Raw genomic sequence first — 26,485 nt, forward strand, 5'->3', positions numbered from 1 at the left:
TTCATGCCGAGAGACGGCTGGTGCTGGTAGCGCTAGTCACGCTTGAAACCTCCGTTGGTGACGTTGGGTTGAGTTGGTCCGAGACGGCGATTCTCGGGCGTATTGCGGACTGAGAGGGGGACTCTGCGGCGGTGCCTCCGACCGCTCAGTGAGCGGAGTGATACGCCTCGATCACGGAGGTCGGGATGCGTGCCCGGTCGCTGACCTCGTGGCCGTTCTCCCGCGCCCAGGTGCGGATCGCGTCCCGCTCCTCCTTCGTGCTCGGGGCCGCGAGGATCGACGTCCTGGTGCTGGCTCGGCGGCGTCCGCCGACCCGGCGTCCGGCGTCGAGAACAGCGCCAGGGCGGCTCGGAGGTCCGCGGCCTCGGCCGCGGTCAGGTCAATTTCGTACTCGACCCCGTCTAGGCCGAAGGCCACGCTCTCGTCGGCGTCAGCCTCGGAGAGGTCGCTGACCAGGGTCACGATCTCCCTGCGCACGGTCGAACGTTAGCCCGTCCAGACCGGGCCGCAGCGCTATTGGCTTGTTAGCACGTCAGCATGTTGACGGGCTGGGTCAGGAGAGGGGCTTGGGCTTGCGGCCCGTGGTGGCCTCGAACCCTTCGGGGGTGGAGCACTTCTTGATCAGGTACTTCACGAAGGCCCGGGTGTAGAGGTACGTGCCTGTGGGCTCGTGGTAGGCGCACCAGTCGGCGTTGGTGTGCTCGGCGTTCGGTGAGCCAGGCTCAGGGCGCACGTTCAGCCGCTTGTACGCCGACACGAAGTGGCTGACGTTGAAGACGTAGGGCAGCCCGTCCTGGACCTCCTGGGCAGCAGGTTTCGGTAGGAGCATGCCCATGCCGGAGACCGGCTGTCGGCGGTCCCTCACGATGACCTGCCCGCGTCGACCCATCTCCTCGACCGTGGCCTTCTCCTCGTCGGTCATGTCGTTGATGTGGGTGTACTGGATCGCGACGGCATCCGGGTCCTTCGGGGCGAGTTCCATCGTCGCCCGGAGCCGGAACTCGAACCGAGGATCGTCGGTCAGGTCGTCGCCAAGGTCGGTGAAGTACTCAGTCAGGAAGCCCTGGAGGTCGGTCGGCAAGGTCTTGCGGAACTGTCGCAGTGCGCGTTCCCCTTGCTCGCTGAACGTCCCGACGAACAGCGGGATGCGCAGTCTGAGGGCAAGGGAGTAGCTGTCCCCAAACTCAGACGTCACCTCGTTCTCGTAGTTGATCAGGAGGGCATGGGAGTGTCCGGCGAGGTTGAGCATCAGCGCCCGGTCAGCGTGGGCGTGGCGGTGCTCCAGCCGGTTGCGGAGACCGATGAACAGCCTGAGGTTGGCTGGCACGGGTTCGGTGCGGTCCTCCCATCGCTCCTTCAGGCAGCGCTCAAGCTCCCACCGCTTGGGTTCACCGTCGATCCGTTCCAGCCGCGTGTGCTTCTTGTTCCAGTACCGGTAGTCGACGCCATCGCGGATGAACTCGGCGTGCAGGAGGTACAGCCAGGCAAGGTGCATGTGCACGACGAACCCCTCGAACGCGCGGGCCTCGGCGGGGTCGTTGTACAGCCGGACAGCGAGGCAGGCTTCCTCGATGCTGGCGTCGAGGGTCGTCTGCCAGCGCGGTGGTCGAGCCATGCGTCAGTGGCCGTTCTCTGGGTTGATGGCGGCGACGGTCGCGTAGATCGAGCCCGGGCACTCAGGGATCAGGCAGGGGTCGAAGACAGCAGCTACCTCGTCGTGAAGGTCCATCCTGAAATCATGCCGGTCCCCTCCGCCATGCGTCCGGCGTTCTCCTCAGGGCTTGGGAGGGCTCTCGCACGGGGTGTCAGGAACCTCCTCCCCGGGATCGTCGGTGGTCGTGGGTAGATTTGCCCGACGGTAGGTAGTTGCTGGACAAGGAGGGCGCATGTTGGATCGGGCGACACACGGACCCCTTGTCCCATCAAGTGCTTCCCGCCTCCCCAACGGCCAACTGAAGGACACCCCCGCCAACCGCGCCCTCCACCCTGTCGAGACGCCCCAGTCGGTGTTCGAGAGCGAGGTGCTTCGAGAGCATGCGTACTACTCGGACAACCGCTCTCTGGTCTTCAACGGCGACGTGTCGAAAGTGCTCCAGGTGCTCGCGAACGAGGGGCTCCAGGTCGACTGCATCGTGACCTCGCCGCCGTTCTACGGTCAGCGCGACTACGGCGTCGATGGTCAGATCGGCCTCGAGCCGCACCCGCAGGAGTTCGTGGACTCCCTCGTGGAGGTGTTCGAACTTTGCCGCCCCGTCCTGAAGGACAGTGGCAGCATGTGGGTGAACCTGGGAGACACTTACTGGAGCGGCAAGGGCGCTCACAAGAGCAACGAGGCGAAGCAGGGCGCTCGCCGGTTCGGGGTCCGTCCGCAGGACCTCGGGGGCGATGGCCTGTGGGCTCGCCCCAAGCAACTCCTCCTGATCCCTCACCGCTTCGCGATTGCGATGCAGGACGCCGGATGGCTCATCCGGAACGACAACGTGTGGGTCAAGCCCAACCCCATCCCCGATCAGGTCCGCGACCGCTCCTCGATCAGCCATGAGTACGTCTTCCATATGACGAAGGAGCGCTGGTACTACTACGACCGCGAGCCCGTCGGGCGTCGTTCGGCCACAGGCCGAACGCTTCCCCCGCTCGACACGTGGGTGCTCCGCCCCTCCCGGGGCTCAAAGAAGCACAAGGCGTCCTTCTCAGAGGAGTTGGTGCGCATCCCGGTGCTCGCTACGACTCCCGCGAACGGTGTCGTGCTGGACCCGTTTGGCGGAAGCGGCACGACGCTGCGGTTCGCTCGCAAGAATGGCTTCCGCAGCCTCGGGATCGACCTGAACGCTGACTACTGCGAGGAGATGGCCGACTCGCTTCGCGGGATGGCTGACCTGGAGGACTAGTGCCCAAGTACCTGACGGACGCCGAGGTTCGCCGCGCCGTTGAACGGCTCGGCCGGTCGTCGGCGAGGGCTCGGATATGCGAGTTCCTGATCGGCGTCAGGACGCTGCGACTCGCGGGCAAAACCGAGGTCGCGGTGGCGGAGTCGGTGCCGGAGTTCATCCAGGCGCTAGAGGAGTTCACGCTCTGGGTGTCAGACGCTGACGTCGACAGTCCGTACTTCAACCCGTTCGGCGGTCAGGCCGCGTTCAAGAGCCCGAAGTTCCGCTCCAATGGGCCGTCCAACACGATGCACGGCTGGGCTACGCAGGCGAACTCGCCGTTCGAGATTCTCAACACGCGACCGAAGTCGATCAAGCGACGGCCGCTGTCGGCGACGCAACTTCGGGCCTTCGTCATCCAGAGTCGGAAGGACGACGATCGCCCCAGGCTGATCGACGCCGCCGTGTGGTTCTACCGGCAGACCGATCTCGAAGGCGATGACGGATCGACCCCGGACCGAGCGGCGCTGGAGGCCAGGTTCATCGAGGACCTCGCGCTCACCAGCGACGACGTCAGCGCACTGTTCCGCTTGGAGGACGAGGACACCGCCGACGACACCATCGGCGACGAGCCCGCCGAGGCTCCCGAGACTCCGGAGACGCTGCCCGTCGACTCGGACGCCCCCGAATCCAGATCGGAGCCAGCGTGACGCTGCAGTACGCCGACGAGGTCGCGGACCCGAGCACCTATATGCCGCGGCACCCATCCGCCCCCCAGCAGGTCGCATCGCAGGATGCGGGCCGCCTCTCCGAGGTACTCGACTACATCGCAGCAGCCGGGTTCACGTTCGAGCCGTGGCAGGTCGCCACGTTCGTCACTGCGCTACGGACCAAGCCGTTCTTGATCCTCGCTGGCATCTCGGGCACGGGTAAGACGAAGTTGCCACAACTGGTGGCCGAGGCGACCGGCGCTCAGGCGGTCATCGTGCCGGTTCGTCCCGACTGGACAGACTCCAGCGACCTGCTGGGCTACGAGCGCCTGACGGGCGACTTCGTGCCCGGCCACTTGCTCACCCTCTGCGAGCAGGCGATGCGTACCCCGGACACTCAGTTCTTCTTCGTGCTGGACGAGATGAATGTCGCCCGCGTCGAATACTACTTCGCGGAGGTTCTCAGCGTCATGGAGAACCGCCGCGCAGCCGATGGCATGATCGTCAGCGAACCCCTCAACCGCTCAGCCCCGAACCAGACCGACAAAGGCGGCGTGGACTGGAGCGCGGTCCACCTCCCCGCCAACGTGTCCATCGTCGGCACCGTCAACATGGACGAGACCACGCATGGCTTCTCGCGGAAGGTCCTCGACCGGGCCTTCGTGCTGGAGTTGTCCGAGGTCGATCTCGCCGACTACGCCTCAGTGTCCAGGAAGACCCCGACTCCGGCCCCCTGGAGTTTCTCCGCGTGGGCACCGGCCCATCTCCGACTCGCAGACGTCCCCGACCCGCAGTCCAATGATGCCGTCGTAGAGGCGGTGAACGCGTTGGTGCGTGCCAACGAGAGTTTGCAGCAGGCGCAACTCCAGGTCGGGTTCCGTGTCCGCGACGAGGTGGCCCTGTTCTGCCTCAACGCGATGGGCTCCAAGGAGTACTTCGTTGATCGCGACGAGACCGTCATTGCCCCGCTGGACCTGTGTCTGAGCATGAAGATCCTTCCCCGTCTCCAGGGTGGGGGCGCGCCGCTTCGGGACGTTCTGAAGGACCTGGAGTCCTGGACGGCACCGAGCCGCACAGACGTGAGCGACTCAGAGAGCCCCTCTGGTTTCCGCAGGACCCACGAGCGGGTTCGACTGATGCAGCAGCGCCTGGACCAGACCGGGTTCACGTCGTACTGGGTCTGACCCGTGGGCCTCCGAATCCAGACTGATCGCTGGGACATCACACTCGAAGGTGCGAACCGCGCGAGCATCTGGGAAGGACGCGCAGCGGCACAGACACCGCGCCTTCGCGTCAGAACCGACAACAAGGATCACCTCGTTGAGTTGATGGCAGACGACGCGACACAGCAGCCGGGCGGCCGGGTGTACGACGGCGTTGGCGCGCGGCTCGTGGAAGAGACCAACTACCGCCTCAGCATCGTCAGCCGACGTGGCGACAGTCCCAGCCTGAGGCACCTGGACCCGAGCCTGATCCGCGATGTGCGGCCCATCCCGGGACACCCGGATGTGCTCAGTGGCAACATCAACTTCCGGTCTCAGGTGGGTGACAGCCGATTCGTCATCGGCGACAGCGAGTCCACGATCGAAGTCATCGTGGAGGTCCGCCCGTCGAAACTCGACTACGAGACGGACTACGAGGACCTGCTCGACAGCGTCACCGGGCTGGCACGGCAACTGGTCCTGGAGTTCCTCCGTGCGACCACGAGAATTGCGAGCACCCAGACCGGAGACGACACCCGGCATATCGAGTGGCTCCTGTTGCTCCGCGAGGAGATTCAGTCGCTGGAGCGAGCGTTGACCTACATCACGGCGAACCCGCACCGACAGTTGGTCCGGGAGACTCGAATGGTGCCCGCAGAGCGCATTCGGCGGGCGTCGTCGGCAACACGCCGCGCGGTCGCGCGAGGTGCGGGCGAGGGCGCATGGCAGGAGTCGGACGGCATCGGCCGCCACCGAACCCGGCTCCCCGCGTCACAGCCTTACGAGACGCTCGACAGCCCCGAGAATCGGTGGCTGGAGGTACAACTGGAACGCGCGACTACCTCGCTGGCGCAACTGCGTCAGGACTTCGAGTCGTCGCAGCGGCAGCGGCCCGGCCGGAAGCCGAACCCTCGCACGCTCGCCATCATTGACGAACTGGTAGCGATGGAGGAGACGCTGGCGCCCTTCCTGACGATGTCGCCGTTCGTGGACGCGTCCTCGTGGGTGAGCCAGTCCTTCGCATCCCTCACGCTTCAGGGACGGCCCGGGTACCGCGAGGCGTACCAGGCGCTCCTTCGACTGAACATGTCTTTGATCGTGGGCGGCGATGCAGTCGACATCCCGGTCCGCGACCTCTCGGAACTCTACGAAATCTGGTGCTTCCTGTCGGTCGTGCATCAGGTCTCCCAGGTGCTCGGGACACAAGTCGATGTCTTCGACCTGGTTGAACTCCGTGACACCGGTGTGCGACTCACCGTCGTGCCAGGCGCGCAGAGCACCGTGAGGATCGCCGCCGATTGGTGCGAGGCGCGGGTCACCTACAACCGGGAGTACAAGATGCGCTCGGGACCGCAGCGGCCCGACATCGTCATCGAGGTGCTGCGGGACGACATGCCACCAGTGCTGCTGCTCCTGGACGCCAAGTACCGGCTCGACACCACACCCGAGTACGTGAAGGTCTTCGGCTGCCCCGGTCCGCCCTCAGACGCGATCGGCCAACTCCACCGGTACCGCGACGCCATCACCGTCAAGTACCCGAAGTACCGCCGAGGTCGCCCAGTTGTGCGAGCCGTCGCACTGTTCCCTCTGGGCGACGGCGACTCCCAGGACTGGGTGAACCATCCCTACTTCGAAGCCATCGGCGAGGTCGGAATCGGCGGCCTCCCGTTCCTCCCCAGCAACACGACGTGGGTGAACGAATGGCTTCGCCACGGGATCAACGCACCCGCGGACAGGCTCGCCTGGCCAGGGCCTGACTTCATCGCCTGGAGTGAGGTCGGCCGCCATCACGCCTCGCCCTAACTGAGCGGTCATCCGACATCTGCCAAACTGCCTCGCTCTCGGATTCTGCGACGTAGCGCAGTTCCAGGTCCCTCGCCACAGCTCGCTGGGCCGCTGACCGGGCGGATCGCCTGAGGATGCCGACGAACTCGTCCAGGGTCGCTGCCTTTACGAGAGTCGGGTCGGCCAGATGCCCTACGTAACCATCCACGAGTCCGCGCGAAGTGACGTCGTCCGTGTGGTGCAGCACGAGCATGGTGGGCGCGGCGGGCCTCCCGGTGAGGTCACCCGACACCGCGGCGGCGAGGGCGTGGCAACGGACCAGCTGATTGACCTGTGGCTCGCGCAACGTTGAGTCGGCGTCCCGCCACAGGCCGCTCGACTCGGCGAGGTCCCTGTAGGGCGCACGGTCGATGTCGACGCGCCGACTGTTGAACCGGTCGGAGTACTTGATCTCGACCGCGAGGAGTTCCTCGCCGCGGGACGTTCCCATCGCGACCAGCGCGTCGACGCGGGTCATGTCGTTCAGATATTCACTGCGACGCCGAGGAGCGAACTCGACCCACACGCGCCGAACCACGTCGATGTCGGTCCGCTGAAGAACCTCCCCCAGCACGCGCGCGGCCCACACCGGGGACTCTTCCAGCGGCCCCAGGAGGTTGAGGGTTAGAGCCTGGCTGGAGGTCAGATACTTCGTGCATCGAACGGGATCGACGCCCCAACCCTCCGAACGGCGCCGATCGTAGAACCGCCGAGCCGACGGGGACGAGAAGTTTCTGCCGTCGAGAGCGTCAGCATCCGTCAGGACGCTTCCCAGACGCCGTGGCGTCCGACCTGCGGTCTCCCCGTACTGCTGGATGCCCAGCACCGCAGCCCGATACCAGGACTGGTGAAAACGCACACGCCGCGCGAGGAGTGGCTCGTCCCGGCGCTGTGGCCCGATGGCCTCCAATAGGTCAGGCGGGTGGACTCCGCAGGCGACTGGCGACGCCGGAGCATCGAGCCGTTCCGCGGAAATCACCCGGGGAGTCTAGGCGGGGCTGTCCTCCGCTCCCGACTGCAAGAGGGAACGGGCTCGTGCGAGCACGGGGGCGACCGAGCAGGCTGTCGCCAGCCACACCACCGGGTTCATCCCGTCGAACGCGTCGGCGGGGGTGGTCATGAGCCGCTCCAGCGCCACCGGGTGAAGCCCTTCAAGCATTCCGGCGAGGAGGGCGGCGAGGCGAGGGAGTGGCTGACCGCCGAGGAGCTGCCAGCAGGGGAGACGGAGTTCGGCGCCGAGGGGAACGGCGAACAGGTCCCCGCGTGCCGCGCGGGCGGACACGTCCTCAGTCGTGGTGGCGAGGGCTGCGGCTGCTTCCTAGAGCGTGCAGGACGAGTCAACGAGCCCTCTGAGGTCTGAAGCGGGGTGTGCTCCTCCAGTGGCTCCGGCAGGGCGTCTGCCCGCACTCCCAGCCGTTCCAGATGGGCACGCACTCCGTCCGATAACGCTTCATCGGCCATGACCGACCGCGCTATCGCTGACGCGACCAGCGTGCGGCCACTACTCGCTCGCGCGGGGGTGGCAGGTCCTCAGCCCGCAGCGTTGCGCGGGACGGTGCCCACTTCGGCTTCCGTGCCTGAGCGACCGCTGGGCAGTGGTCGCGCAAGGCGCACCCGTCGCAGGAGGGGCGGACGCGACCCCGCCAGACGTTCGTGGTGTCGGCCGTGGCGAGTTGGTCCAGGTGGCTGGCAATCTCCTCGCGATGGCGGGCACGTTCGTTCGCGACGATGGGGCCTGCGCGTTCCGCCTCGGGCGGGTCGAAGCCGCGGAGTTCGAGGACAGTCCCGACGTTGGCGTCGCTGTAACGGACGCCGAGCAGGGTGTCGTAGGTCAGCAGCGTCAGCATCGGGTCCTGCAAGGGACTCTTCGGCCATCGCAGCCCGGGTCTTGTAGTCCGCGACGACGTTGGTGCCGTCGTGGTCGCGGTAGAGCAGGACGACCCGACCTTGAGTCCGAGCCGACCGAAGGCGCCCGTGACCGGCACCTCGGTGCCGACCACCTGTATCCGTGCCACGTCGACCAGGCGCTAGATGGCTCCTGACCTGCGCAAACTCTGCCCGGCTCAGCGGTAGTTCGTGAACTGCAGCGCCACGTCCAGGTCGGCGCCCTTGAGCAGCCGCTGCACCTCCTGCAGGTCGTCGCGCGACTTCGACGTCACCCGCAGCTCGTCACCCTCGATGCGCGCCTTGACCGACTTGGGGCCCTCGTCGCGGATCAGCTTGGAGATCTTCTTGGCGTTCTCCTGGCTGATGCCGTCCTTCAGCGAGGCGTCGAGGCGATACTCCTTGCCCGACGGCTTCGGCTCCGGGTCGCCGTCGCCGCCGTAGTCCAGCGACTTCAGCGAGACCCCACGCTTGACGAGCTTGGTCTGGAAGACGTCGAGCACCGCGAGGCAGCGCTCCTCGCTGTTGGCCTTCATGACGATCGCCTCGCCGGACCACTCGATCGAGGCGCCCACGCCGCGGAAGTCGTACCGCGTGGAGATCTCCTTGGCCGCCTGGTTCAGCGCGTTGCTGACCTCCTGCTTGTCGGTCTTGCTGACGATGTCGAACGAGCTGTCGGCCACGGGATCCTCCTGGACGATGACGGGTCGGCGGTCTGCGGGAAGTATGCCGGGCGCCGGGCGGGCGCCGATTGGAGCCCGGGGCGGGTTGGTTGCTATTCTCGCAGCGCTTCACGCCAGGTTGCCCGAGTGGCCAAAGGGAGCGGACTGTAAATCCGCCGCGCAAGCTTCCAAGGTTCGAATCCTTGACCTGGCACCAGCGCCGAAGGGCCCGACCGTCGCGGTCGGGCCCTTCGTGCGTCCGGCACCTCCCGGTCGGTCACCATGGACGGCGTGTACGCCACCCTCGCCCGCGGCGCCGACCTCACCGGCGAGATCGAGGTGCGCCGGTCGCGCTTCCGCGCCGTCGTGCGCCGCGTCGGCGACGAGGCCGCGGCCCGCGCGCTGGTCGAGGAGCAGCGCCGGGCCCACCGCGACGCCCGCCACCACTGCAGCGCCTTCGTGCTCGGCCCGCCGCCCAGCACCGAGCGCAGCAACGACGACGGGGAACCCAGCGGCACCGCGGGGGCGCCGATGCTGGAGGTGCTGCGCGGTCACGGCCTGAGCGACGTGTGCGCGGTGGTGGTGCGCTGGTTCGGCGGCACCCTGCTCGGCACGGGCGGGCTGGCCCGCGCCTACGCCGAGGCGGTCGAGACCGCGCTCGCGCACGCCCCGACCGTGCGCCGGGTGCGCCGCGAGCTGGTCACTCTGACCCTGCCGCACGCCGACGCCGGCCGGGTCGAGAGCGAGCTGCGCGCCCGCGACGTGCAGGTGCGCGACACGACCTACGGCGCCGACGGCGTACGCCTGCTGCTGGCACCCGCCGACGTCGCCGCGCTCACCGAGCAGGTGGCCGCCCTGACGGCCGGAGCCGTCGCGCCGGAACCGGCCGGCGCGACCTGGCTCGACCTGCCGCCGGGTCAGGGCGTGTAGACCGCGGCCTCGCCGTAGAGCTGCTGGGTGAAGCCGGAGACGTAGCCCGACTGGTCGCCCGCGCGCAGGTCGTAGGTGAGGAACATGCCGTAGCCCTCGCGCACCGTGCGCTGGGCGAACGACGCGGCCGTGCTGGCCGGGGTCTCCGACAGCTTGACCGCGGCGGGCGACAGCTGCGCCGCACCGAGCCCGGGCACCTGTGGCACGACGTACGTGCCGTAGATCGCGTTGCCCGAACCGGACAGGAACGTTCCGGCCTGCACCCCGTCGTAGACCGTGCGGGTCGTGACCGGGCCGTAGTAGTACAGGTGCAGGAACGCGTCCGGCAGCTCGGCGCGCAGCGCCTCGATGAAGTAGACGAACGAGAAGTCGTTCGGCTGGCCGGTGCCGTTGGCCCCGTAGCCGGCGTACTCGTCGTCGATGTCGACCCCGTCCAGGCCATACGCGCGTACGACGTCGGCCACCTCCCGCGCGAACGCGGCCGCGGCCTCGCGCGAGGGGAAGTTGCACACGCCCGCGCCCTGGTGGTTGCCGAGGATCGACAGCAACACCTTGGTGCCGCGCTGCTGCAGCGGGCGGATCTGGGTGGCGGCCGCGTCGAGGGTGGCCTGCACCTGGGTGTTGAGGTGCACGTAGGCCTTGGTGCCGTCGTAGTTGATGTTGCCGGCGAAGATCACCGCCACGTCGAAGACGGGGGCGCCGCTGCTCGCCAGGGTGTACTTCCCCGCGTTGGCCAGGGCGTTGTCGTTGACCTCGACGTAGACCAGCGAGGTCGGCCCGGTCTTGCCCTCGACGGCGCGGGCGGCCGGGGCACCGAGCGGCACCAGCGGCAGGGCCAGCCCGGCGGCCGCGGTCTGCAGCATCCGGCGGCGGGTGAGGGGGGAGGGGGTCTGGGCAGGCATGCGAACTCCTTCGCGAAGCGCGGTCAGTCCGGGAACTGTACCGGTTTAGCAGTCGCCGGAGGGGGTTCCGGGACCCCGCTCCTGCCGCTGCGAGGCCCGGCGCGTGCTCAGTCCTTGTCGACCTCGGTGACGCCCTCGTAGAGACCGATCTGGTTGCCGTCGGGGTCGACGAACGTCGCGAACCAGCTGGTCTCGCTGATCGGCGTCTTGTCCATGGCCACCTGGCCGCCGCCGGCCTTCACCTTCTCCAGCGTCTCGTCGATCGAGTCCACGACGACGTACGACCGGGGCTGGTCGAACCCGTCGCCGCGCGGGGCGAGCCCGCCCCCGCTGATGCCGTTGGGTGCCTGCCACATGGGGTAGCCCTCGAAGCCGGGGAGCTCGGCGATCTGCCAGCCGAACAGGTCGTGGTAGAACGCCGTCGCCCGCTGCATGTCGGTCACCGGGATGTCGAGGTGGGTGATGTCGCCGTGTGCCATGAGGTCCCCTTCGAGGAGTGCGGTCGCGGGGTCGCGCCCGTCGTTGACGACTCTGCTGCCCGAGCGCGTGCCGCGGCAACCGATTCGGCCAGGACCGGTGCTCTACGGTGCGCAGGTGAGCACCGAGCCCGCGCTGCTGCGCCTGGACCAACCGGCCGGCAGACGCCTGCTGGCCGCCGCCGTGCTGGGGTCGGGCATCGCCTTCCTCGACGGCACCGTGGTCAACGTCGCGCTGCCGCGCATCGGGGGCGAGCTCGACGCCGAGCTCGCCGGGCTGCAGTGGGTGATCAACGGCTACACGCTGACCCTCGCGTCGCTGATCCTGGTCGGCGGGTCGCTGGGCGATCGCTTCGGTCGCAAGCGCGTATTCGCCTGGGGCATAGCGGGATTCGCGATCACGTCGCTGCTGTGCGCCATCGCCCCGACCATCCACACCCTGGTGGGCGCCCGGCTGCTGCAAGGGGTCGCCGCCGCGCTGCTGACGCCCGGCAGCCTCGCGATGCTGCAGGCCAGCTTCGCCCGCGCCGACCGGATGCGCGCGATCGGCGCGTGGACCGGGATGCTCGGCATCGCGACCGCCGGCGGCCCGGTGCTCGGCGGTTGGCTCGTCGGCATCAGCTGGCGCTGGGCGTTCGCGATCAACCTGCCGCTCGCCGCGATCACCCTGTGGCTGCTGCGCACCGCGCCGGAGTCGCGCGACGAGGAGGCCTCGGGCGAGCTCGACGTGCCGGGCATCCTGCTCGCCCCGCTCGCGCTCGCGGGCCTCACCTGGGCGCTCACCGCCTGGCCCGACACCGGCGCGTCGGCGACCACGGTCGGCGCGGCCGTGCTGGGCGTCGCCGCCGCGGTGGGGTTCGTCGTGGCCGAGCGCCGCTCGCGGCACCCGATGGTGCTGCCGAGCCTGTTCACCAACAAGGTCTTCACCTCGATCAACCTGGTCACCCTGGCGATCTACGCCGCGCTGTCCGGCTCGATGGTGTTCGTCGCGCTCTTCCTGCAGGTCACCGCAGGGTGGACCCCGCTGGCCGCCGGCGCCGCGACCGTCCCGATCAGCGCGGTCATGCTGGTGCTCGCCTCACGCTTCGGCGGCGTCGCGACGCGGCACGGCCCGCGCCTGCCGATGGTGGCGGGGGCGCTCCTGCTGGCCCTCGGGCTCGCCCTGCTGGCGCGCAGCCCCGACCAGCCGTCGTACGTCCTCGACGTCCTGCCCGGCATGCTCGCCCAGGGCCTCGGCCTGTCGATGCTCGTCGCGCCGCTCACCGGCACGGTGCTCGCGGCCGCGCCCGACTCGCACGCCGGCGTGGCCAGCGGCATCAACAACGCGGTGTCGCGCACGGCCGGCCTGCTGGCCGTCGCCGGGCTGCCGCTGCTGGTGGGTCTCTCGGGCCGGGCCTACGCCGACCCCGCAGCCGTCGCCGACGCCTACCGCGCCGCGATGTGGTGGTGCGTGGGGCTGGTGCTGCTCGGGGCGCTGCTCACCGCCGTCACCCTCACCGGCCCGGCGGCGGAGCCCGCCGCGCAGCCGGCCGACGCCGATGGTGTCACCAACCCTTGACGTGACATCACTATGACGTCATAGTGGTGCGCATGGACCTCACGCCGTACGTCGACCTCCTCCGCCGCGACCTGTCCTCCGCGGCCGAGGTCGGGGGCGACCAGGGCCGGGAGGCGGCCCGCACCCTGCTCGTCGCGCTCGAGCCCGCGGCCCGACTCGCGCTCATGGGGGCGGTCGCCCAGGCGGCCGCCGAGATCAGCTCCGAGCTGCCGGCCGGGTCGGTCGAGGTGCGCCTCGCCGGCCGCGACCTCGACTTCGTCGTCGACGCCCCGCCGACCGTGCCCGAGCCGCCCGCCGCGCCCGCGCCGCCCGGCCCGCCGGAGGAGGCCGACGACGGCACCCTGGCGCGCGTCACGCTGCGCCTGCCCGAGCAGGTCAAGAAGCGCGCCGAAGACCTCGCCGGAGACGCCGGTCAGTCGCTGAACACGTGGCTGGTCAACGCCGTTCGCGCGGCGACCACCTCCGGCGGCACCGACTCGTTCGACCCGTTCCGCGACTCCGGTCGCAGTCGGCGGGGTCACTCCCGCATGAACGGCTGGCTGTAGCGCCCGCCTGACCCACCACCCACCCAGGAGCGTCGCCGCGGGCGACGCCCCGCGATGGCGTACGCCCGAGAACGCCACACCCATCCACCGCACGGAAGGCACAGACCCATGGACGAGTACGACTTCGAGACCCCCGAGCCGGTCGAGCTGCACGCCGAGCTCGGCAGCGGCTCCCTGCAGATCACGGCCGGCCAGGTCGGTGTCACCAAGGTCGCCGTCGACGGCGACGAGGGCGGTGACGTCACGGTGACGCAGGAGGGACGTCAGATCAGCATCAGGAGCCGCTCTGGGCGCCGCCTGTTCGGCGTCGGCCTCAGCGCCGACGTGGACGTCCGGGTGCTGGTGCCCACCGGCAGCGACCTGGTCGTCCGGTGCGGCTCGGCCGGCACCAGCGCCGACGGCACCTACGGCACGGGCAGCCTGCGCGCCGGCTCCGGCGGGATCCGCGTCGAGGCGTTCGCCGGCGACGCCACCGTCACGACCGGCTACGGGGACATCGAGCTCGGGGCCGTCGGCGGCTCCCTGCGCAGCAAGACCGGCTCCGGCAGCCTCGCCGTCGGACGCTGCGACGGCGAGGCCGTCGTCACCAGCGGCTCGGGCAGCCTCCGCTTCGACACCTTCGGCCGGCTGCTCGCGGCCAAGACCGGCTCCGGCGACCTCGATGTCGGTCGCGCGGGGGAGTGGCTGGAGTTCAGCGCCGGCAGCGGCGACCTGCGCGTGCGCGAGCTGCGCGCCGGGCAGGTGCAGGCCAAGACCGGTTCGGGCGACATCGACCTCGCGATCCCCGCGGGCACCCCTGTGTGGACCGACCTGCGCACCGTCAGCGGCCGCGTCGACAACCAGCTGCCCAGCGTGGGTCAGCCCGCCGAGGGCGACCCGTTCGTCCACCTGCGCGTCGTCACCGCCAGCGGCGACGTGCGGCTGCGGCCCGCGTGAACCCACGACGAAAGGCCATGACCCATGTGCATCCCACCCGTCACCCGCGAACAGCTCACCACGCAGGCCGTCGCCGAGCGCGAGGCCGCCGGGCAGCGACCCCGCCGCGACAGGCGGCCCCCCGACCCCGGCCGGGCCAGAGTGCTGCGCCGCAGCCTCTGGCACGACCGCGTCGTGGTGACCGTGTCGGTCAGGCCTGCGCGATCGGGGCGGTGATCAGCCCGTCGGGGATGCCCAGCGCGTCGACCAGCGTCGACACGTGCGGCCGCAGCTGCTGGCACAGCGTGTTGACCTGCGCGGTCACCGCGCGCGACCGGGTGGTGTTCAGCCGGCCGTGCTCGAGGAACCAGGCGCGGTCCTCCTCGATCGAGGCGAGGGCGTACAGGCTGCAGACCTGGTCCATCAGCTCCTTGGCCGGGCCCTCGTCCATCTCGTCGACCGCCTCGGCGAACGCCTCCATGACCACCCGGTCGACGTGCGTGCGCGCGGCGAACAGCACGTGGTCCTGGGCGTTGTTGAACATCTCGAACGCGGTCTCCGGCGTCGCCTTGCGCAGCCGCCGGCCGACCCCCTCGAGCGAGTGGTCGGCACGCTGCTCGAACATCGAGAGCTGCCAGCCGCGGTCGTCCAGCGCGCTGTCGTCGTCGCGGCCCTTGGCCACGTCGAGCAGCCGCTGCAGCCGGGCGCGACCGGTGGTGCGCTCGACCAGCCCCTCGGCGACCTGCTTGCTGACCATGCTCACCATCGCGACCTGGTCCAGGTCGCCCCACATCTCCTTGTACTCGGTGAGCAGCCCCTTGGCCACCAGCTGCAGCAGCACCGTGTTGTCACCCTCGAACGTGGTGAACACGTCGACGTCGGCGCGCAGCTGGCCCAGCTCGTTCTCGGCCATGTAGCCCGCGCCGCCGCACGCCTCGCGGCAGGCCTGGATGGTGTCGAGGGCGTGCCAGGTCTGCACCGCCTTCAGGCCCGCGACGCGGGTCTCCAGCTCGCGCTGGGCCTCCTCGTCCTCCTGGCTGCGGGTGCCGGCCGTCCCCGCGCCGTGCAGCTCCTCGAGCCGCTCGGTCACCAGGTTCTGGGCCAGGCTCAGGGCGTACGACTTCGCGAGTCGGGGGAGCAGCTTGCGCTGGTGGGCCAGATAGTCCAGGACCACCGTCTCCTGCTCGGTGCCCGGCGCCTCGAACTGGCGGCGCTGGTCGCCGTAGCGCAGCGCGATCGCCAGCGCCTTCTTGGCCGCCGACCCGGCGCCGCCGCCGACGCACACCCGCCCGCGCACGAGCGTGCCGAGCATGGTGAAGAAGCGGCGGTTCTCGCTGTCGATCGGGGAGACGTACTGCCCCTCGTCGTCGATGTCGCCGAACGCGTTGAGCAGGTTGGCCTTGGGCACCCGCACCTGGTCGAAGGCGAACGTGCCGTTGTCGACGCCCGGCAGCCCGGCCTTGACGCCGTTGTCGCCGATCGTGACGCCCGGCAGTGCGTTGCCGGCCTCGTCGCGCACCGGCACGAGCACGGCGTGCACGCCGTGCGAGCCCTCGTCGGTGATCAGCTGGGCGAACACGACGGCCATCCGCCCGTCGCGGGCGGCGTTGCCGATGTAGGTCTTCACGGCCGACTCGGTCGGGGTGTGCACGACGAGGTCGCCGGTCTCGTGGTCGTACGTCGCGGTCGTCTCGAGGCGCGCCACGTTCGAGCCGTGGCCGACCTCGGTCATCGCGAACGCGCCGAGCAGCTTCCCGGTCATGATCTGCTCCAGGTGCTCGGCGTGGTGCCGCTCGGTGCCGAGCCGCGCGACGGCGCCGCCGAACAGGCCGAACTGCACGCCGAGCTTGACCAGCAGCGACAGGTCGCCGTAGCCCTGCATCTCGAACAGCACGCAGGAGGCGCCGTAGTCGCGCTCCCCGCCGTAGGCGTGCGGGAAGCCGACCCGGCCGTAGCCCTCGGCCGCGAGCTCGGTGAGCTGGCGGGTCACCCGCTCGCGCTGCTCCTCGAGGGAACCTCCGGGCTCCCCGAGCAGCTGGTCGGGGACGGCCCGCTCGCGGAACTCCTCGCGCAGGTCGCGCCAGGCTCCGTCGAGCACGGAGCGCAGCTGCGTGGCGGTCTCGGTGGGGCGGTGCTGGGTCATGTCGTGTCTCCTCGAGAGGCGGGGGGACCGTTCAGGATTCCGGCCACGCCGAAGGCGGCGAGGTCGGCGAGCTGGGCCACCACGACCTCGCGTGGCGCCCGGTCGGGCGAGACCAGCCAGCGGTCGGCCGACTCGCGGACGAAGCCGACCAGGCCGTGCGCCCAGGTCTCGGCCGCGTCGGCGTCGAGCCCGCGCGCGTTGAGCGCGGTGGTGAACACCTCCGCCAGCGCCGTCGCGACCGTGTCGGACAGGCCCGCCATCGGGTCCTCCTGCAGCGGGCCGTCGACGATGGGGCGGCGGGTGACGAAGCGATAGACCTCGGGGTCGCGCTCGACCAGGCGCAGGTAGCTGTCGATCACGGCGGTCAGCGCCGGCCGCGGGTCCCCGCCGGGCCGCAGCGCTGCCGCCTGCTCGCCGACCGAGTCGGCCAGCGCGCGCTGGATCTCGCTCAGGATCAGCTCGTCGACCGACTCGCACACCGCGAGGTAGAGGCCGACGCGATCGCCGAGGTGTCGGTAGACCACCGTCTTGCTGGTGCCGGCGACGGCCGAGATCTCGTCCATCCCCACGGTCGGGCCGTGCGTGCGGATCGCGCGCAGCGCCGCCTCGACCAGCTGGCGGCGCCGCTCCTTGCGGTGCTCGGCCCAGCGCACGTCACGGCCGTCGGGTCGGGGCGCTTCCTGGGGCGCCGGCTCAGCAGGGGTCATGGCAGAGAGGGTACCCGCTACGAGCCGTACCTGCTACTGTCGGTATCGGTAAATCTCGGTCGCCGCTCGGCGACCGACCGGGCACCCCGAGATCCAGGAGACATCGGCCATGACCCCACGCGACGCCGTCATCGTCGGCGGCAACCGCATCCCGTTCGCGCGCTCGGGCGGGCGCTACCTCAAGGCCTCCAACCAGGACATGCTCACCACCGCGATCGACGGTCTCGTCGCGCGGTTCGGCCTGCAGGGTGAGCGGCTGGGCGAGGTCGCCGCGGGCGCGGTGATCAAGCACGCCCGCGACTTCAACCTCACCCGCGAGGCCGTCCTGGGCTCGCACCTGTCGCCCGAGACCCCGGCGTACGACGTCCAGCAGGCGTGCGGGACCGGCCTGGAGACCGCGGTGCTGGTCGCCAACAAGATCGCCCTCGGGCAGATCGATGCCGGCATCGCCGGCGGGTCCGACACCACCAGCGACGCCCCGCTCGCGCTCAACGACGACCTGCGCCGCACCCTCATGCAGGCCAACTACGCCAAGACCCCGCAGCAGCGGCTCAAGGCGCTCACCAAGATCCGCCCCGCCCAGCTCGCGCCGGAGCAGCCGCGCAACGCCGAGCCGCGCACCGGGCTGTCGATGGGTGAGCACATGGCGATCACCGCCAAGGAGTGGGGCGTGCCGCGCGAGGCCCAGGACGAGCTCACGGTGCGCAGCCACCAGAACCTGGCGGCGGCGTACGACCGGGGCTTCTTCGACGACCTCGTCACGCCCTACCTCGGCCTGACCCGCGACCAGAACCTGCGACCGGACAGCACGGTCGAGGCGCTCGCCAAGCTCAAGCCGGTCTTCGGCAAGGGCGAGGGCGCGACGATGACCGCCGCGAACTCCACCCCGCTCACCGACGGGGCCGCCACCGTGCTGCTCAGCTCGCGCGAGTGGGCCGCCGAGCGCGGCCTGACCCCGCTCGCGCGGTTCGTCGACGCCGAGACCGCCGCGGTCGACTACGTCACCGGCAACGAGGGGCTGCTGATGGCCCCGGCGTACGCCGTGCCGCGCCTGCTCGCGCGCAACGGCCTGACCCTGCAGGACTTCGACTACTACGAGATCCACGAGGCCTTCGCCTCGACGGTGCTCGCGACGCTCTCCGCGTGGGAGAGCGAGGAGTTCTGCAAGGGCAAGCTCGGCCTCGACGCGCCGCTCGGCTCGATCGACCGGGACAAGCTCAACGTCAACGGCTCCAGCCTCGCGGCGGGCCACCCGTTCGCCGCCACCGGCGCGCGCATCGTGGCCTCGCTCGCCAAGCAGCTGCACGAGAAGGGGTCGGGCCGCGGCCTGATCTCCATCTGCGCGGCGGGGGGCCAGGGCGTGGTGGCGATCCTCGAGGCCGCATGAGCGGCGAGGAGCGCGCAGCGCAGGTTGGCGGCGAGGAACGAGCCGCCGGCCGGAGCGGAGTGCGACCGAGCGCGACAGAGGGCATGAGCGGCACCAGCGACAAGCGACGGAACGTGACGAACGTGGAGGACCAGAAGTGACCGACACCTACTCCCAGCTGGTCAACAACGGCATGGGCAAGACCGTCGCCACCCGGCTCGGGCTGCCCCGGCCGGCGACGCTGCGGCGCTACGAGCAGGGCCAGTCGCTGCTCGAGGCGCCCGCGGCGGTCGGCACCGTCGCCGACGGCACGAGCGGCCAGGCCGCGCGCGGCATCGTCGTCGCCTCGGGTGCCGAGGCGGTCGACGCGACGCCCGAGACGACGTACGCCGGCAAGCTCGGCGCGGTCGTGCTCGACGCGACCGCCGCCGCGACGATCGACGACCTGGAGCAGCTGCGTGCGATCCTCGCGCCGGCCGTGAAGGCGCTCGGCAAGAACGGCCGCGTCGTGATCCTCGGCACCACGCCCGCCGAGATCGACGACGTCGAGCGGGCCGCCGTGCAGCAGGGGCTCGAGGGCATCATGCGCAGCATCGGCAAGGAGCTGCGCGCCGGCGGCACGGCCAACCTGCTGTGGCTCGACGGCGACGCGCAGGGCGACGCGGCGCTGCTCGCGGCTCCGCTGCGCTTCCTGCTCTCCAGCCGCTCGGCGTACGTCAGCGGCCAGCCGCTGCGCGTGCGCTCCGCCCAGGTGAGCGAGGCCGACGACTGGACCAGGCCGTACGTCGGTCAGACCGTCGTCGTGACCGGCGCCGCCCGCGGGATCGGCGCGGCCATCGCCAAGGTCTACGCCCGGGCCGGGGCCCACGTGATCGCGGTCGACATCCCGGCGGCCGGCGAGGCGCTCGCCACGGTCGCCAACGAGATCGGCGGCACCGCGCTGCAGCTCGACATCACCGCGGCCGACGCCGGCCGGCGGATCGCCGACGCGGTCGCCCAGCGCGCCGAGGCGCTCGACGTGATCGTGCACAACGCCGGCATCACCCGCGACAAGCTGTTCGTCAACACCGACGCCGACCGCTGGGGGAGCGTGCTCGACGTCAACCTGCGCGCCGAGATGCGCATCGACGACGTGCTGCTCGACCCGTCGGTCAAGGGCGGGCTGCGCGACGGCGGGCGCATCGTGAGCGTCGCCTCCACCAGCGGCATCGGTGGCAACCGCGGTCAGGCCAACTACGCCGCGTCCAAGGCCGGGGTGATGGGCATGGTGCGCCGGCTCGGCGAGCAGCTGCGCGACCGGCAGATCACCGTCAACGCGGTGGCGCCCGGCTTCATCGAGACCGAGATGACCTCCAAGATCCCGTTCGCCACGCGCGAGGTGGGGCGCCGCATCAACTCGCTGATGCAGGGCGGTCAGCCGGTCGACGTGGGCGAGACGATCGCGTTCCTGTCCGAGCCGGGCAGCGCGGGGGTCACCGGCCAGGTGCTGCGGGTCTGCGGCCAGAGCCAGCTCGGGGCCTGACCATGACCCGCACCATCGAGCTCACCCGTGAGCCGCGGCTGGCCCGTCTGTTCGCCAAGGCGGTCGCCACGTCCGCCGGCCGCGGCGGGGCGCTGCCCGACCTGGAGGTCGTGCGCCCCGACGTCAAGGTCGACCCTGCCGCGCTCGCGGCCTACGACCGGGTCTGCGGCTTCCCGCTGCGCGACGAGCTGCCCTCGACCTACCTGCACGTGCTGACCTTCCCGCTGCAGGTCGCGCTGTTCGCCGACCGCTCCTACCCCTACCCGCTCACCGGGTCGGTGCACCTGAGCAACCGGATCGTGCAGCACCGCCCGGTGGGGGTGCGCGAGCCGCTGCGGCTCAGCGTGCGGGCCACCGACGCCACCCCGCACCGGCGCGGCGCCACGGTCGACATCAAGGGCCAGGTGCACGCCGGCGAGGAGCTGGTGTGGGAGGGCAGCAGCACCTACCTCTACCGCGGGCAGAAGGCCGAGGGGGAGGTGCCGCCCAAGGCCGACGAGCCCGAGGCGGTCGACGGCACCGGCGCGCTGTGGCGCCTGCCCGGCGACCTCGGGCGTCGCTACGCGGCGGTCAGCGGTGACGTCAACCCGATCCACATGTCCCGGCTCGGCGCCAAGGCGCTGGGCTTCCCGACCACGATCGTGCACGGCATGTGGAGCGCCGCGCGGATGCTGGCGGCGGTCGAGAACCGGGTGCCGCCGGCGTACGTCTTCGACATCGCCTTCGGCAAGCCGGTGCTGCTGCCCTCGACCGTGAAGTTCGTCGCGCACGACGGCCCGGACGGCGTCTGGCAGCTCGCGCTGCGCAACGCCAAGAAGGGCACCGTGCTGGCTCGCGCGTCGGTCGGCCCGGCCGGCGCCGGCTCGATTTCGTGATCGGCGAGGTGAGCGTGTAACCTCGTCGCTGCGCTACCGCGGCGCACCACCCCAAGACCCAGCCGGTCAGGGATGGCGCGCGTCCGGTGGAGGCAGGCCCCCATAGCTCAGTCGGCAGAGCGTCTCCATGGTAAGGAGAAGGTCAACGGTTCGATTCCGTTTGGGGGCTCGGGTTCAGAGCAGCCGGCCCACCCGGGCCGTGCGGCTCGACCGCAAGGCGGGGTAGCTCAGCTGGTTAGAGCGCACGACTCATAATCGTGAGGTCGCGGGATCGAGTCCCGCTCCCGCTACTGAAACACTCGTAGCACCGACAGCACGCACGCTGCGCCGCCGCGGCGCGGCTCGAAGCACAGACCGTTTTCCGAGAGCAGGTTGCCCCGATGGCCAAGAAGAGCCTTGACGTCCGCCCCAAGATCACGCTGGCGTGCACCGTCTGCAAGGAGCGCAACTACATCACCAAGAAGAACCGTCGGAACAACCCCGACCGGCTCGAGATGATGAAGTACTGCCCGCGCGACGGCAAGCACACCCTGCACCGCGAGACCCGCTGACGCCGCGCGTCAGACGCGTTCCGACGCCGCCCCGGCCCACCCGGCCGGGGCGGCGTCGTCGTTCTCCCCGGGCGCGGGGCGCGCGGGTGCGGGTGTTCCCGGGCCCACGCCGTACGCCGGCCGCCACGGCCGTACGCTCGTCACCATGCCGGTCAACGCAGCGGTCGAGGGACGTCAGTATCCCCCCACCGAGCCCTACCAAGTCTCCCGCGCCAAGATCGCCGAGTTCGCGGCAGCGGTGGGCGCCACCGACCCGCTGCACACCGACCCCGAGGCGGCCCGCGCCGCGGGCTACGCCGACGTCGTGGCGCCGCCGACGTTCCTGGTGAGCGTCGCGCAGCAGGGTGAGGCCGCCGCGATCGTCGACCCCGAGGCCGGCATCGACTTCACCCGCCTGGTGCACGGCGAGCAGGCCTTCGAGCACCACCGCCCCGCCATCGCCGGCGACGAGGTGACCGCGCAGACCACGGTGACCAAGGTGCGCACGGCCGGCGGCCACAGCATGGTCACGCTGACCACCGAGGTGCGCGCGGGCGAGGACCCGGTGTGCACCACCACGTCCGTCATGGTCGTCCGAGGGGAGTCCTGATGCCCGCGCTCGCCGACGTCGAGGTCGGGCAGCAGCTGCCCGGCCGCACGATCCACCTGGAGCGCGCCGACCTGGTGCGCTACGCCGGGGCCAGTGGCGACTTCAACCCGATCCACTGGGACGAGCGCACGGCCACCGGTGTCGGCCTGCCCGACGTCATCGCGCACGGGATGCTCACCATGGGCCGGGCGATGGACGTCGTCGCGGCCTGGGCGGGCGACCCGGCCCGGGTGGAGTCCTGCTCGACCCGGTTCAGCGGGATGGTGCCGGTGCCGCACGACGGCGGAGCCGACCTCGAGGTCGGCGGCGTCGTCAAGGCCGTCGACCCCGAGCGGGGCACGGTCGAGGTCGAGCTGACGGCCACCAGCGGCGGCGCCAAGGTGCTCGGCCGCGCCCGCGCGACGGTGCGTCTCGACTGATGCGCGAGCTGCACGACGCGCCGCTGGCGGCGCTCACCACCATGCGGGTCGGCGGACCCGCCCGGCGGCTCGCGGTCGCCGACACGACCGACGAGCTGGTCGACACCGTCCGCGAGGTCGACGACGCCGAGGAGGCGCTGCTGGTGCTGTCCGGCGGCTCCAACGTCGTCATCAGCGACGACGGCTTCCCCGGCACCGTCTGCCGCATCGCCACCTCCGGCATCGAGGTCGAGCGCTCCGACGCCGACGCGGTGCAGGTGCGGGTGGCCGCGGGCGAGGTGTGGGACGACGTGGTCGCCCGCGCCGTGGCCGAGGACTGGTCGGGCATCGAGTGCCTGTCGGGCATCCCCGGGCTCACCGGCGCCACCCCCGTGCAGAACGTCGGCGCCTACGGCCAGGACGTCGCCCAGACCATCACCGAGGTGCGCGTCTACGACCGCGCCGAGCAGCAGGTGCGCGCCATGAGCGCCGAGGAGTGCCGGTTCACCTACCGGCACTCGCTGTTCAAGGCCTCGGGCCGTTACGTCGTGCTCGACGTGGTCTTCCGGCTGGAGCGGTCCGGGCTGTCCCAGCCGATCTCGTACGCCGACCTCGCCGTCGGCCTCGGCGCCGAGAAGGGCGACCGGGTGCCGCTCGCCGAGGCGCGCGAGGGGGTGCTGGCCCAGCGGCGGCGGCGCGGCATGGTGCTGGAGGAGGCCGACCACGACACCTGGTCGTGCGGGTCGTTCTTCACCAACCCCCAGCTCGACCACGTGCAGCTGACCGAGCTGCTGCGCCGCTCGGCCGCGCTGCTCGGGCCCGACGTCGTGCCTCCGCAGTTCCCCGGCGCGAACGGCTCGACCAAGACCAGCGCCGCCTGGCTGATCGACAAGGCGGGCTTCGGCAAGGGCTACCGGATGCCCGGCCCCGCGGCCCTGTCGACCAAGCACACGCTCGCGATCACCAACCGCGGTGCGGCCACCGCGCGCGACGTCGCCGACCTCGCGCGCGAGGTGCGCGACGGGGTGCGCGAACGATTCGGCGTCACGCTGGTCAACGAGCCCGTCTTCGTCGGTCACTCGCTGTAGCGTTCCGCCCACGACGCAGGGGAGGGGTGGGCAGGTGACGCGACACGGTCGGCCGGACCGGCTCGGCAGGGGCGGCGCCGCGACGGCACTCGTGCTGTCGCTGCTGCTGGCGAGCGGGTGCACGACGAGCGGCGGGCAGGGGGCCGCCTCCAGCGCGAGCTCCACGCCCGGCGCGAGCAACAGCGCCGCGACCCGCGGCTCCTCGCCGAGCGCCGTGTCGACGAGCGCTCCGTCGACGAGCTCGACGAGCGCGTCCTCCCCGGGCAGCTCCACCACGAGCTCGGCCCCCCGCCCGACCACCGACCCGCAGCAGGCCGCGGCGGCCAAGCCTTACCTCGACAAGGCCGACGCCGCCGGCGAGGTCGAGCAGGTGATGCCCGGATATCGCGTCGTGCAGAGCGAGCGCTGCGTGGTCGTGGGCGACCTGCTCGAGGGGCAGCTGCGGCGCCACCTGCGCGAGTGCGACACCGCGGTCCAGCGCATCCGGCGCGGCTGGCCCAAGCCGCTGCCGCAGGAGAAGGTCCTGGTGCTGGCGCCGGAGAGCGACCAGGCGTTCACCACCCTGCTGCGCGTGACCGCAGAGGATTCCGAGGGGCAGATCTCGGGGTGGACCGGCCAGTTCGTCGTCGCCCGGCACCTGGGCGGATTCACCACCGAGGACCAGGTTTATGAGCTGACCCAGGTGATCTTCCTGTTCCTGGCCATGCCCAACCCGTGGTCCGGGGGCGTCGCGTGGGTCAGCGCCGGGGCCGCCCTGTGGCTCGCGGAGGAGTCGATGCCGGACGGCGCGCTCCCCGTCGACGAGATGCTCCTGGACGTCATGCCGCCGGCCGACCGGCTCGACGCCCTCCCTGCCGACGAGGACGTCGACACCGAGGTCTTCGGCTGGCCGTACAGCTATGCGGCGGCGGTCTTCGTGGTCGAGAGCTTCGGCAAGGACGCCCTCGTGCGGCTGCTCGAGCGGCAGAACGTCACCGGCATCACCGACGACGAGGCCGTGCGCCCCGTGCTGGGCATCTCCTACGCCGAGCTCGACCGCCGCTTCTCCGCCTGGATCAAGCGCCAGCTGGCCGGGCTCGAGCCGGCGCCCGGCGACGAGGGGACGGCCTGACCTGCCCCGAGGGGTCTGGTGGCCGCGGCGCGCGCGACCTACCGTGGTGTGACCGAGGTCACCACGAGGAGGTGGGGCCGGTGCTGTCGCCCCTGGTCTGGTACGCCGCGCTGTGCGTCGGCCCGGCCGCGGCCTTCGCGCTGCTCGAGCGGGGTGCGCGCGCCTGGACCGGGGCCGACCCGATCCGCCGGCCGGGCGTGAGCGCACCACCCGCCCCCGTCGTACGCCCTCCGCGCCCGATCGAGCTGCTCGCCGACGACCTCGGCCGGCTGCGCGACGAGCTGGCCCGGCTGCGCCGGTCCGGCGGCTACGCCCGGCGCCACCACATGCTCGCGGCGGCCCTGGCCTACGACGACGCGCTGCGCGACTGCTGCCGCGCCCTGGACGTGCCGGTCGAGATGACCAGCGCGCCGCTCGACCCGGTCGAGCGGCTGCGCCTGGAGGCAGAGCTGGAGGCCGCCGGCCTCACCTGGTGACGCGGCGGACCGGGCCATCGGCTCACGTCACCAGCGTGCCGAGCTGGGAGATCGAGGACCACGCCAGCCACAGGGTGACCAGCCAGGCCAGCACGCCGACGAGCAGCAGCGCGCGTGGGTAGGCGTATCCGTCGAGCAGGTCGGCGCGGCGCCAGGCCACCCACAGCAGGATGCCGACCCCGACGGGCAGGATCAGCCCGTTGATCGCGCCGGCCAGGATGAGCATCGTCGTCGGGGTCTGACCCAGCGCGAGGAACAGCACCGCCGCGAGCGCGATGAACCCGGCGACCATGAGGTTGCGGCGCTGCTCGAGCCGCCGGCCGAACGAGACGATGAACGACACGCAGGTGTAGGACACCCCGATCACCGAGGTCAGCCCGGCCGCCCACAGCACGAGCCCGAAGAAGCGCCGCCCGATCTCACCGGCCGCCGCCTCGAACGCCGTGCCGGCCGGGTTGTCCGCGGCGAGCACCGTGCCGCCGGCCACCACGCCGAGGATCGCGAGGAACAGCACGACCCGCATCGCCGCGGTCACCAGGATCCCGGTGATCGATCCGCGGGTGATGGCCGGCACCTGGTCGCGCCCGGAGATGCCGGCGTCGACGAGCCGGTGGGCGCCGGCGTAGGTGATGTAGCCGCCGACGGTGCCGCCCACGAGGGTCGTGATCACGACCAGGTCGATCTGCGACGGCGCGACCGTCTCGCGCAGCGCCTGCCCGACGGGCGGGTCGCTGACCACGGCGGCGTAGGCCGTCAGCCCGAGCATGAGCAGGCCCAGCACGACGACGACCTTGTCCATCGCGGCGCCGGCCCGCCGGACCAGGAAGATGCTCACGGCCAGCACGGCGGACAGGGCCGCGCCGAGGCGTACGTCGATGCCGAGCAGGGTGTTCAGGCCGAGGCCCGCACCGCCCACGTTGCCGATGTTGAACGCCACGCCGCCGAGCACGACGCAGGCCGCGAGCAGCACCCCGAGGCCGGGGCGCACCCGCTGCCCGAGCTCCTGGGCGCGCAGGCCGGAGACGCCGATGATCCGCCAGACGTTCAGCTGGATCGCGATGTCGATGAGGATCGAGACCACGATCGCGAACGCGAACGCCGCGCCGAGCCGCCCGGTGAACGTGGCGGTCTGGGTGATGAAGCCGGGCCCGATGGCGCTGGTGGCCATCAGGAACATCGCGCCC

At 71.0% G+C, this 26,485-nt stretch carries 28 protein-coding genes, 3 tRNA genes and 1 pseudogene; 20 read left to right on the top strand and 12 right to left on the bottom strand.

Annotated elements, in window-relative coordinates; all coding sequences use genetic code 11:
- Positions 1-145: 145 nt before the first annotated feature.
- The 3 genes and pseudogenes from FB554_RS17475 to FB554_RS01410 form a co-directional block, all read right to left on the bottom strand.
- Positions 146-277: an Lsr2 family DNA-binding protein gene (locus FB554_RS17475; protein WP_236022424.1), complete on the bottom strand. Its 132-nt coding sequence runs from the start codon at positions 275-277 to the stop codon at positions 146-148.
- A 113-nt stretch (positions 278-390) separates the two neighbouring features.
- Positions 391-477: pseudogene (locus tag FB554_RS17905) on the bottom strand (Lsr2 dimerization domain-containing protein); the annotation flags it as partial.
- Positions 478-553: 76 nt separating this feature from the next.
- Positions 554-1,615 carry a DUF3644 domain-containing protein gene (locus FB554_RS01410; protein WP_142004300.1) on the bottom strand — a complete coding sequence of 354 codons (1,062 nt, stop codon included), beginning with the start codon at positions 1,613-1,615 and terminating at the stop codon, positions 554-556.
- A 391-nt stretch (positions 1,616-2,006) separates the two neighbouring features.
- On the opposite strand from FB554_RS01410, the gene FB554_RS01415 reads away from it, so the two are divergent.
- From FB554_RS01415 to FB554_RS01430, 4 genes are read left to right on the top strand one after another with little or no spacing between them, the layout of a single operon-like run.
- Positions 2,007-2,888: a DNA-methyltransferase gene (locus tag FB554_RS01415; RefSeq protein WP_211344511.1), complete on the top strand. Its 882-nt coding sequence runs from the start codon at positions 2,007-2,009 to the stop codon at positions 2,886-2,888.
- Complete coding sequence (locus FB554_RS01420) at positions 2,888-3,577, top strand: hypothetical protein (RefSeq protein ID WP_142004302.1); 690 nt, start codon at positions 2,888-2,890, stop codon at positions 3,575-3,577. Before FB554_RS01415 ends, FB554_RS01420 begins: the two co-directional genes overlap by 1 nt.
- Positions 3,574-4,761: an McrB family protein gene (locus FB554_RS01425; protein ID WP_142004303.1), complete on the top strand. Its 1,188-nt coding sequence runs from the start codon at positions 3,574-3,576 to the stop codon at positions 4,759-4,761. Before FB554_RS01420 ends, FB554_RS01425 begins: the two co-directional genes overlap by 4 nt.
- Positions 4,762-4,764: 3 nt before the next feature.
- Positions 4,765-6,582 (top strand): DUF2357 domain-containing protein, encoded by a 1,818-nt coding sequence (locus FB554_RS01430; protein WP_142004304.1) that lies wholly within the window; start codon positions 4,765-4,767, stop codon positions 6,580-6,582.
- Here the strand turns inward: FB554_RS01430 and FB554_RS01435 are convergent.
- From FB554_RS01435 to FB554_RS01445, 4 genes are all read right to left on the bottom strand, one after another.
- Entirely contained in the window at positions 6,539-7,582 is a 1,044-nt protein-coding gene (locus tag FB554_RS01435) for a PGN_0703 family putative restriction endonuclease (protein ID WP_217925242.1), read from the bottom strand. The genes FB554_RS01430 and FB554_RS01435 overlap by 44 nt on opposite strands.
- Positions 7,583-7,591: 9 nt before the next feature.
- The gene (locus FB554_RS17005; RefSeq protein WP_170206743.1) at positions 7,592-7,762 is read right to left on the bottom strand and encodes a hypothetical protein; all 171 of its coding nucleotides are present in this window, start codon (positions 7,760-7,762) and stop codon (positions 7,592-7,594) included.
- 313 nt (positions 7,763-8,075) lie between these two features.
- Positions 8,076-8,450: a hypothetical protein gene (locus FB554_RS01440; protein WP_142004306.1), complete on the bottom strand. Its 375-nt coding sequence runs from the start codon at positions 8,448-8,450 to the stop codon at positions 8,076-8,078.
- Positions 8,451-8,666: 216 nt separating this feature from the next.
- Positions 8,667-9,170 (bottom strand): YajQ family cyclic di-GMP-binding protein, encoded by a 504-nt coding sequence (locus FB554_RS01445; RefSeq protein ID WP_142004307.1) that lies wholly within the window; start codon positions 9,168-9,170, stop codon positions 8,667-8,669.
- Between the two features lie 112 nt (positions 9,171-9,282).
- Here FB554_RS01445 and FB554_RS01450 point away from each other — a divergent pair.
- Together FB554_RS01450 and FB554_RS01455 are read left to right on the top strand one after the other, a co-directional pair.
- Positions 9,283-9,366 (top strand) — tRNA-Tyr (locus tag FB554_RS01450).
- A gap of 65 nt (positions 9,367-9,431) precedes the next feature.
- On the top strand, positions 9,432-10,079 hold the full coding sequence (locus FB554_RS01455) for an IMPACT family protein (RefSeq protein ID WP_142004308.1): 648 nt from the start codon (positions 9,432-9,434) through the stop codon (positions 10,077-10,079).
- Here the strand turns inward: FB554_RS01455 and FB554_RS01460 are convergent.
- Together FB554_RS01460 and FB554_RS01465 are read right to left on the bottom strand one after the other, a co-directional pair.
- Complete coding sequence (locus FB554_RS01460) at positions 10,067-10,981, bottom strand: endo-beta-N-acetylglucosaminidase H (RefSeq protein ID WP_142004309.1); 915 nt, start codon at positions 10,979-10,981, stop codon at positions 10,067-10,069. The genes FB554_RS01455 and FB554_RS01460 overlap by 13 nt on opposite strands.
- A gap of 107 nt (positions 10,982-11,088) precedes the next feature.
- Positions 11,089-11,460 (bottom strand): VOC family protein, encoded by a 372-nt coding sequence (locus FB554_RS01465; protein WP_142004310.1) that lies wholly within the window; start codon positions 11,458-11,460, stop codon positions 11,089-11,091.
- A gap of 115 nt (positions 11,461-11,575) precedes the next feature.
- Between FB554_RS01465 and FB554_RS01470 the strand changes: the two genes are divergently transcribed.
- From FB554_RS01470 to FB554_RS01480, 3 genes are all read left to right on the top strand, one after another.
- Positions 11,576-13,015 carry an MFS transporter gene (locus FB554_RS01470; RefSeq protein ID WP_236022212.1) on the top strand — a complete coding sequence of 480 codons (1,440 nt, stop codon included), beginning with the start codon at positions 11,576-11,578 and terminating at the stop codon, positions 13,013-13,015.
- A 32-nt stretch (positions 13,016-13,047) separates the two neighbouring features.
- Positions 13,048-13,560 (top strand): pilus assembly protein HicB, encoded by a 513-nt coding sequence (locus tag FB554_RS01475; protein WP_142004312.1) that lies wholly within the window; start codon positions 13,048-13,050, stop codon positions 13,558-13,560.
- Between the two features lie 108 nt (positions 13,561-13,668).
- Positions 13,669-14,496 (top strand): DUF4097 family beta strand repeat-containing protein, encoded by an 828-nt coding sequence (locus tag FB554_RS01480; protein ID WP_170206744.1) that lies wholly within the window; start codon positions 13,669-13,671, stop codon positions 14,494-14,496.
- Between the two features lie 190 nt (positions 14,497-14,686).
- On the opposite strand, the gene FB554_RS01485 is transcribed toward FB554_RS01480, so the two are convergent.
- Together FB554_RS01485 and FB554_RS01490 are read right to left on the bottom strand one after the other, a co-directional pair.
- Positions 14,687-16,618, bottom strand: a complete 1,932-nt coding sequence (locus FB554_RS01485; RefSeq protein WP_142004314.1) for an acyl-CoA dehydrogenase family protein — start codon at positions 16,616-16,618, stop codon at positions 14,687-14,689.
- Positions 16,615-17,325, bottom strand: a complete 711-nt coding sequence (locus FB554_RS01490; RefSeq protein ID WP_142004315.1) for a TetR/AcrR family transcriptional regulator — start codon at positions 17,323-17,325, stop codon at positions 16,615-16,617. The genes FB554_RS01485 and FB554_RS01490 overlap by 4 nt, the downstream gene beginning before the upstream one ends.
- A 109-nt stretch (positions 17,326-17,434) precedes the next feature.
- Between FB554_RS01490 and FB554_RS01495 the strand changes: the two genes are divergently transcribed.
- The 11 genes from FB554_RS01495 (at position 17,435) to FB554_RS01545 (ending at position 25,301) form a co-directional block, all read left to right on the top strand.
- The gene (locus FB554_RS01495; protein ID WP_142004316.1) at positions 17,435-18,712 is read left to right on the top strand and encodes an acetyl-CoA C-acetyltransferase; all 1,278 of its coding nucleotides are present in this window, start codon (positions 17,435-17,437) and stop codon (positions 18,710-18,712) included.
- A 136-nt stretch (positions 18,713-18,848) separates the two neighbouring features.
- The gene (locus FB554_RS01500) at positions 18,849-20,213 is read left to right on the top strand and encodes a 3-oxoacyl-ACP reductase (RefSeq protein ID WP_142004317.1); all 1,365 of its coding nucleotides are present in this window, start codon (positions 18,849-18,851) and stop codon (positions 20,211-20,213) included.
- Between the two features lie 2 nt (positions 20,214-20,215).
- Positions 20,216-21,088 carry a MaoC/PaaZ C-terminal domain-containing protein gene (locus FB554_RS01505; protein ID WP_142004318.1) on the top strand — a complete coding sequence of 291 codons (873 nt, stop codon included), beginning with the start codon at positions 20,216-20,218 and terminating at the stop codon, positions 21,086-21,088.
- Between the two features lie 96 nt (positions 21,089-21,184).
- Positions 21,185-21,257, top strand: a tRNA-Thr gene (locus FB554_RS01510).
- A 47-nt stretch (positions 21,258-21,304) separates the two neighbouring features.
- Positions 21,305-21,378 (top strand) — tRNA-Met (locus FB554_RS01515).
- Positions 21,379-21,468: 90 nt separating this feature from the next.
- On the top strand, positions 21,469-21,639 hold the full coding sequence (gene rpmG / locus FB554_RS01520; RefSeq protein WP_142004319.1) for a 50S ribosomal protein L33: 171 nt from the start codon (positions 21,469-21,471) through the stop codon (positions 21,637-21,639).
- 145 nt (positions 21,640-21,784) lie between these two features.
- Entirely contained in the window at positions 21,785-22,228 is a 444-nt protein-coding gene (locus FB554_RS01525; protein ID WP_142004320.1) for an FAS1-like dehydratase domain-containing protein, read from the top strand.
- A complete protein-coding gene (locus tag FB554_RS01530; RefSeq protein WP_142004321.1) occupies positions 22,228-22,647 on the top strand; it encodes a MaoC/PaaZ C-terminal domain-containing protein in 420 nt (139 codons plus the stop codon). Before FB554_RS01525 ends, FB554_RS01530 begins: the two co-directional genes overlap by 1 nt.
- The gene (locus tag FB554_RS01535) at positions 22,647-23,714 is read left to right on the top strand and encodes a UDP-N-acetylmuramate dehydrogenase (RefSeq protein ID WP_142004322.1); all 1,068 of its coding nucleotides are present in this window, start codon (positions 22,647-22,649) and stop codon (positions 23,712-23,714) included. Before FB554_RS01530 ends, FB554_RS01535 begins: the two co-directional genes overlap by 1 nt.
- Before the next feature lie 34 nt (positions 23,715-23,748).
- Positions 23,749-24,825, top strand: coding sequence for a hypothetical protein (locus FB554_RS01540; protein ID WP_142004323.1), 1,077 nt, complete (start codon positions 23,749-23,751; stop codon positions 24,823-24,825).
- An 80-nt stretch (positions 24,826-24,905) separates the two neighbouring features.
- A complete protein-coding gene (locus FB554_RS01545; protein WP_142004324.1) occupies positions 24,906-25,301 on the top strand; it encodes a hypothetical protein in 396 nt (131 codons plus the stop codon).
- A 22-nt stretch (positions 25,302-25,323) separates the two neighbouring features.
- Here FB554_RS01545 and FB554_RS01550 read toward each other — a convergent pair whose 3' ends face one another.
- Entirely contained in the window at positions 25,324-26,478 is a 1,155-nt protein-coding gene (locus tag FB554_RS01550) for an NRAMP family divalent metal transporter (protein WP_142007355.1), read from the bottom strand.
- Positions 26,479-26,485: the final 7 nt, after the last annotated feature.

Source organism: Barrientosiimonas humi, assembly GCF_006716095.1.
GTDB classification, from domain to species: Bacteria; Actinomycetota; Actinomycetes; order Actinomycetales; family Dermatophilaceae; genus Barrientosiimonas; species Barrientosiimonas humi.

Excerpts from the sequence above, each read along its gene's own strand:
- FB554_RS01410 (WP_142004300.1), bottom strand. The coding sequence starts at position 1,615 with ATGGCTCGACCACCGCGCTGGCAGACGACCCTCGACGCCAGCATCGAG.
- FB554_RS17005 (WP_170206743.1), bottom strand. The coding sequence starts at position 7,762 with ATGCTTGAAGGGCTTCACCCGGTGGCGCTGGAGCGGCTCATGACCACC.
- FB554_RS01440 (WP_142004306.1), bottom strand. The coding sequence starts at position 8,450 with ATGCTGACGCTGCTGACCTACGACACCCTGCTCGGCGTCCGTTACAGC.
- FB554_RS01455 (WP_142004308.1), top strand. The coding sequence starts at position 9,432 with ATGGACGGCGTGTACGCCACCCTCGCCCGCGGCGCCGACCTCACCGGC.
- FB554_RS01460 (WP_142004309.1), bottom strand. The coding sequence starts at position 10,981 with ATGCCTGCCCAGACCCCCTCCCCCCTCACCCGCCGCCGGATGCTGCAG.
- FB554_RS01465 (WP_142004310.1), bottom strand. The coding sequence starts at position 11,460 with ATGGCACACGGCGACATCACCCACCTCGACATCCCGGTGACCGACATG.
- FB554_RS01475 (WP_142004312.1), top strand. The coding sequence starts at position 13,048 with ATGGACCTCACGCCGTACGTCGACCTCCTCCGCCGCGACCTGTCCTCC.
- FB554_RS01480 (WP_170206744.1), top strand. The coding sequence starts at position 13,669 with ATGGACGAGTACGACTTCGAGACCCCCGAGCCGGTCGAGCTGCACGCC.
- FB554_RS01485 (WP_142004314.1), bottom strand. The coding sequence starts at position 16,618 with ATGACCCAGCACCGCCCCACCGAGACCGCCACGCAGCTGCGCTCCGTG.
- FB554_RS01490 (WP_142004315.1), bottom strand. The coding sequence starts at position 17,325 with ATGACCCCTGCTGAGCCGGCGCCCCAGGAAGCGCCCCGACCCGACGGC.
- FB554_RS01495 (WP_142004316.1), top strand. The coding sequence starts at position 17,435 with ATGACCCCACGCGACGCCGTCATCGTCGGCGGCAACCGCATCCCGTTC.
- FB554_RS01505 (WP_142004318.1), top strand. The coding sequence starts at position 20,216 with ATGACCCGCACCATCGAGCTCACCCGTGAGCCGCGGCTGGCCCGTCTG.
- rpmG (WP_142004319.1), top strand. The coding sequence starts at position 21,469 with ATGGCCAAGAAGAGCCTTGACGTCCGCCCCAAGATCACGCTGGCGTGC.
- FB554_RS01525 (WP_142004320.1), top strand. The coding sequence starts at position 21,785 with ATGCCGGTCAACGCAGCGGTCGAGGGACGTCAGTATCCCCCCACCGAG.
- FB554_RS01530 (WP_142004321.1), top strand. The coding sequence starts at position 22,228 with ATGCCCGCGCTCGCCGACGTCGAGGTCGGGCAGCAGCTGCCCGGCCGC.
- FB554_RS01535 (WP_142004322.1), top strand. The coding sequence starts at position 22,647 with ATGCGCGAGCTGCACGACGCGCCGCTGGCGGCGCTCACCACCATGCGG.
- FB554_RS01550 (WP_142007355.1), bottom strand. The coding sequence starts at position 26,478 with ATGTTCCTGATGGCCACCAGCGCCATCGGGCCCGGCTTCATCACCCAG.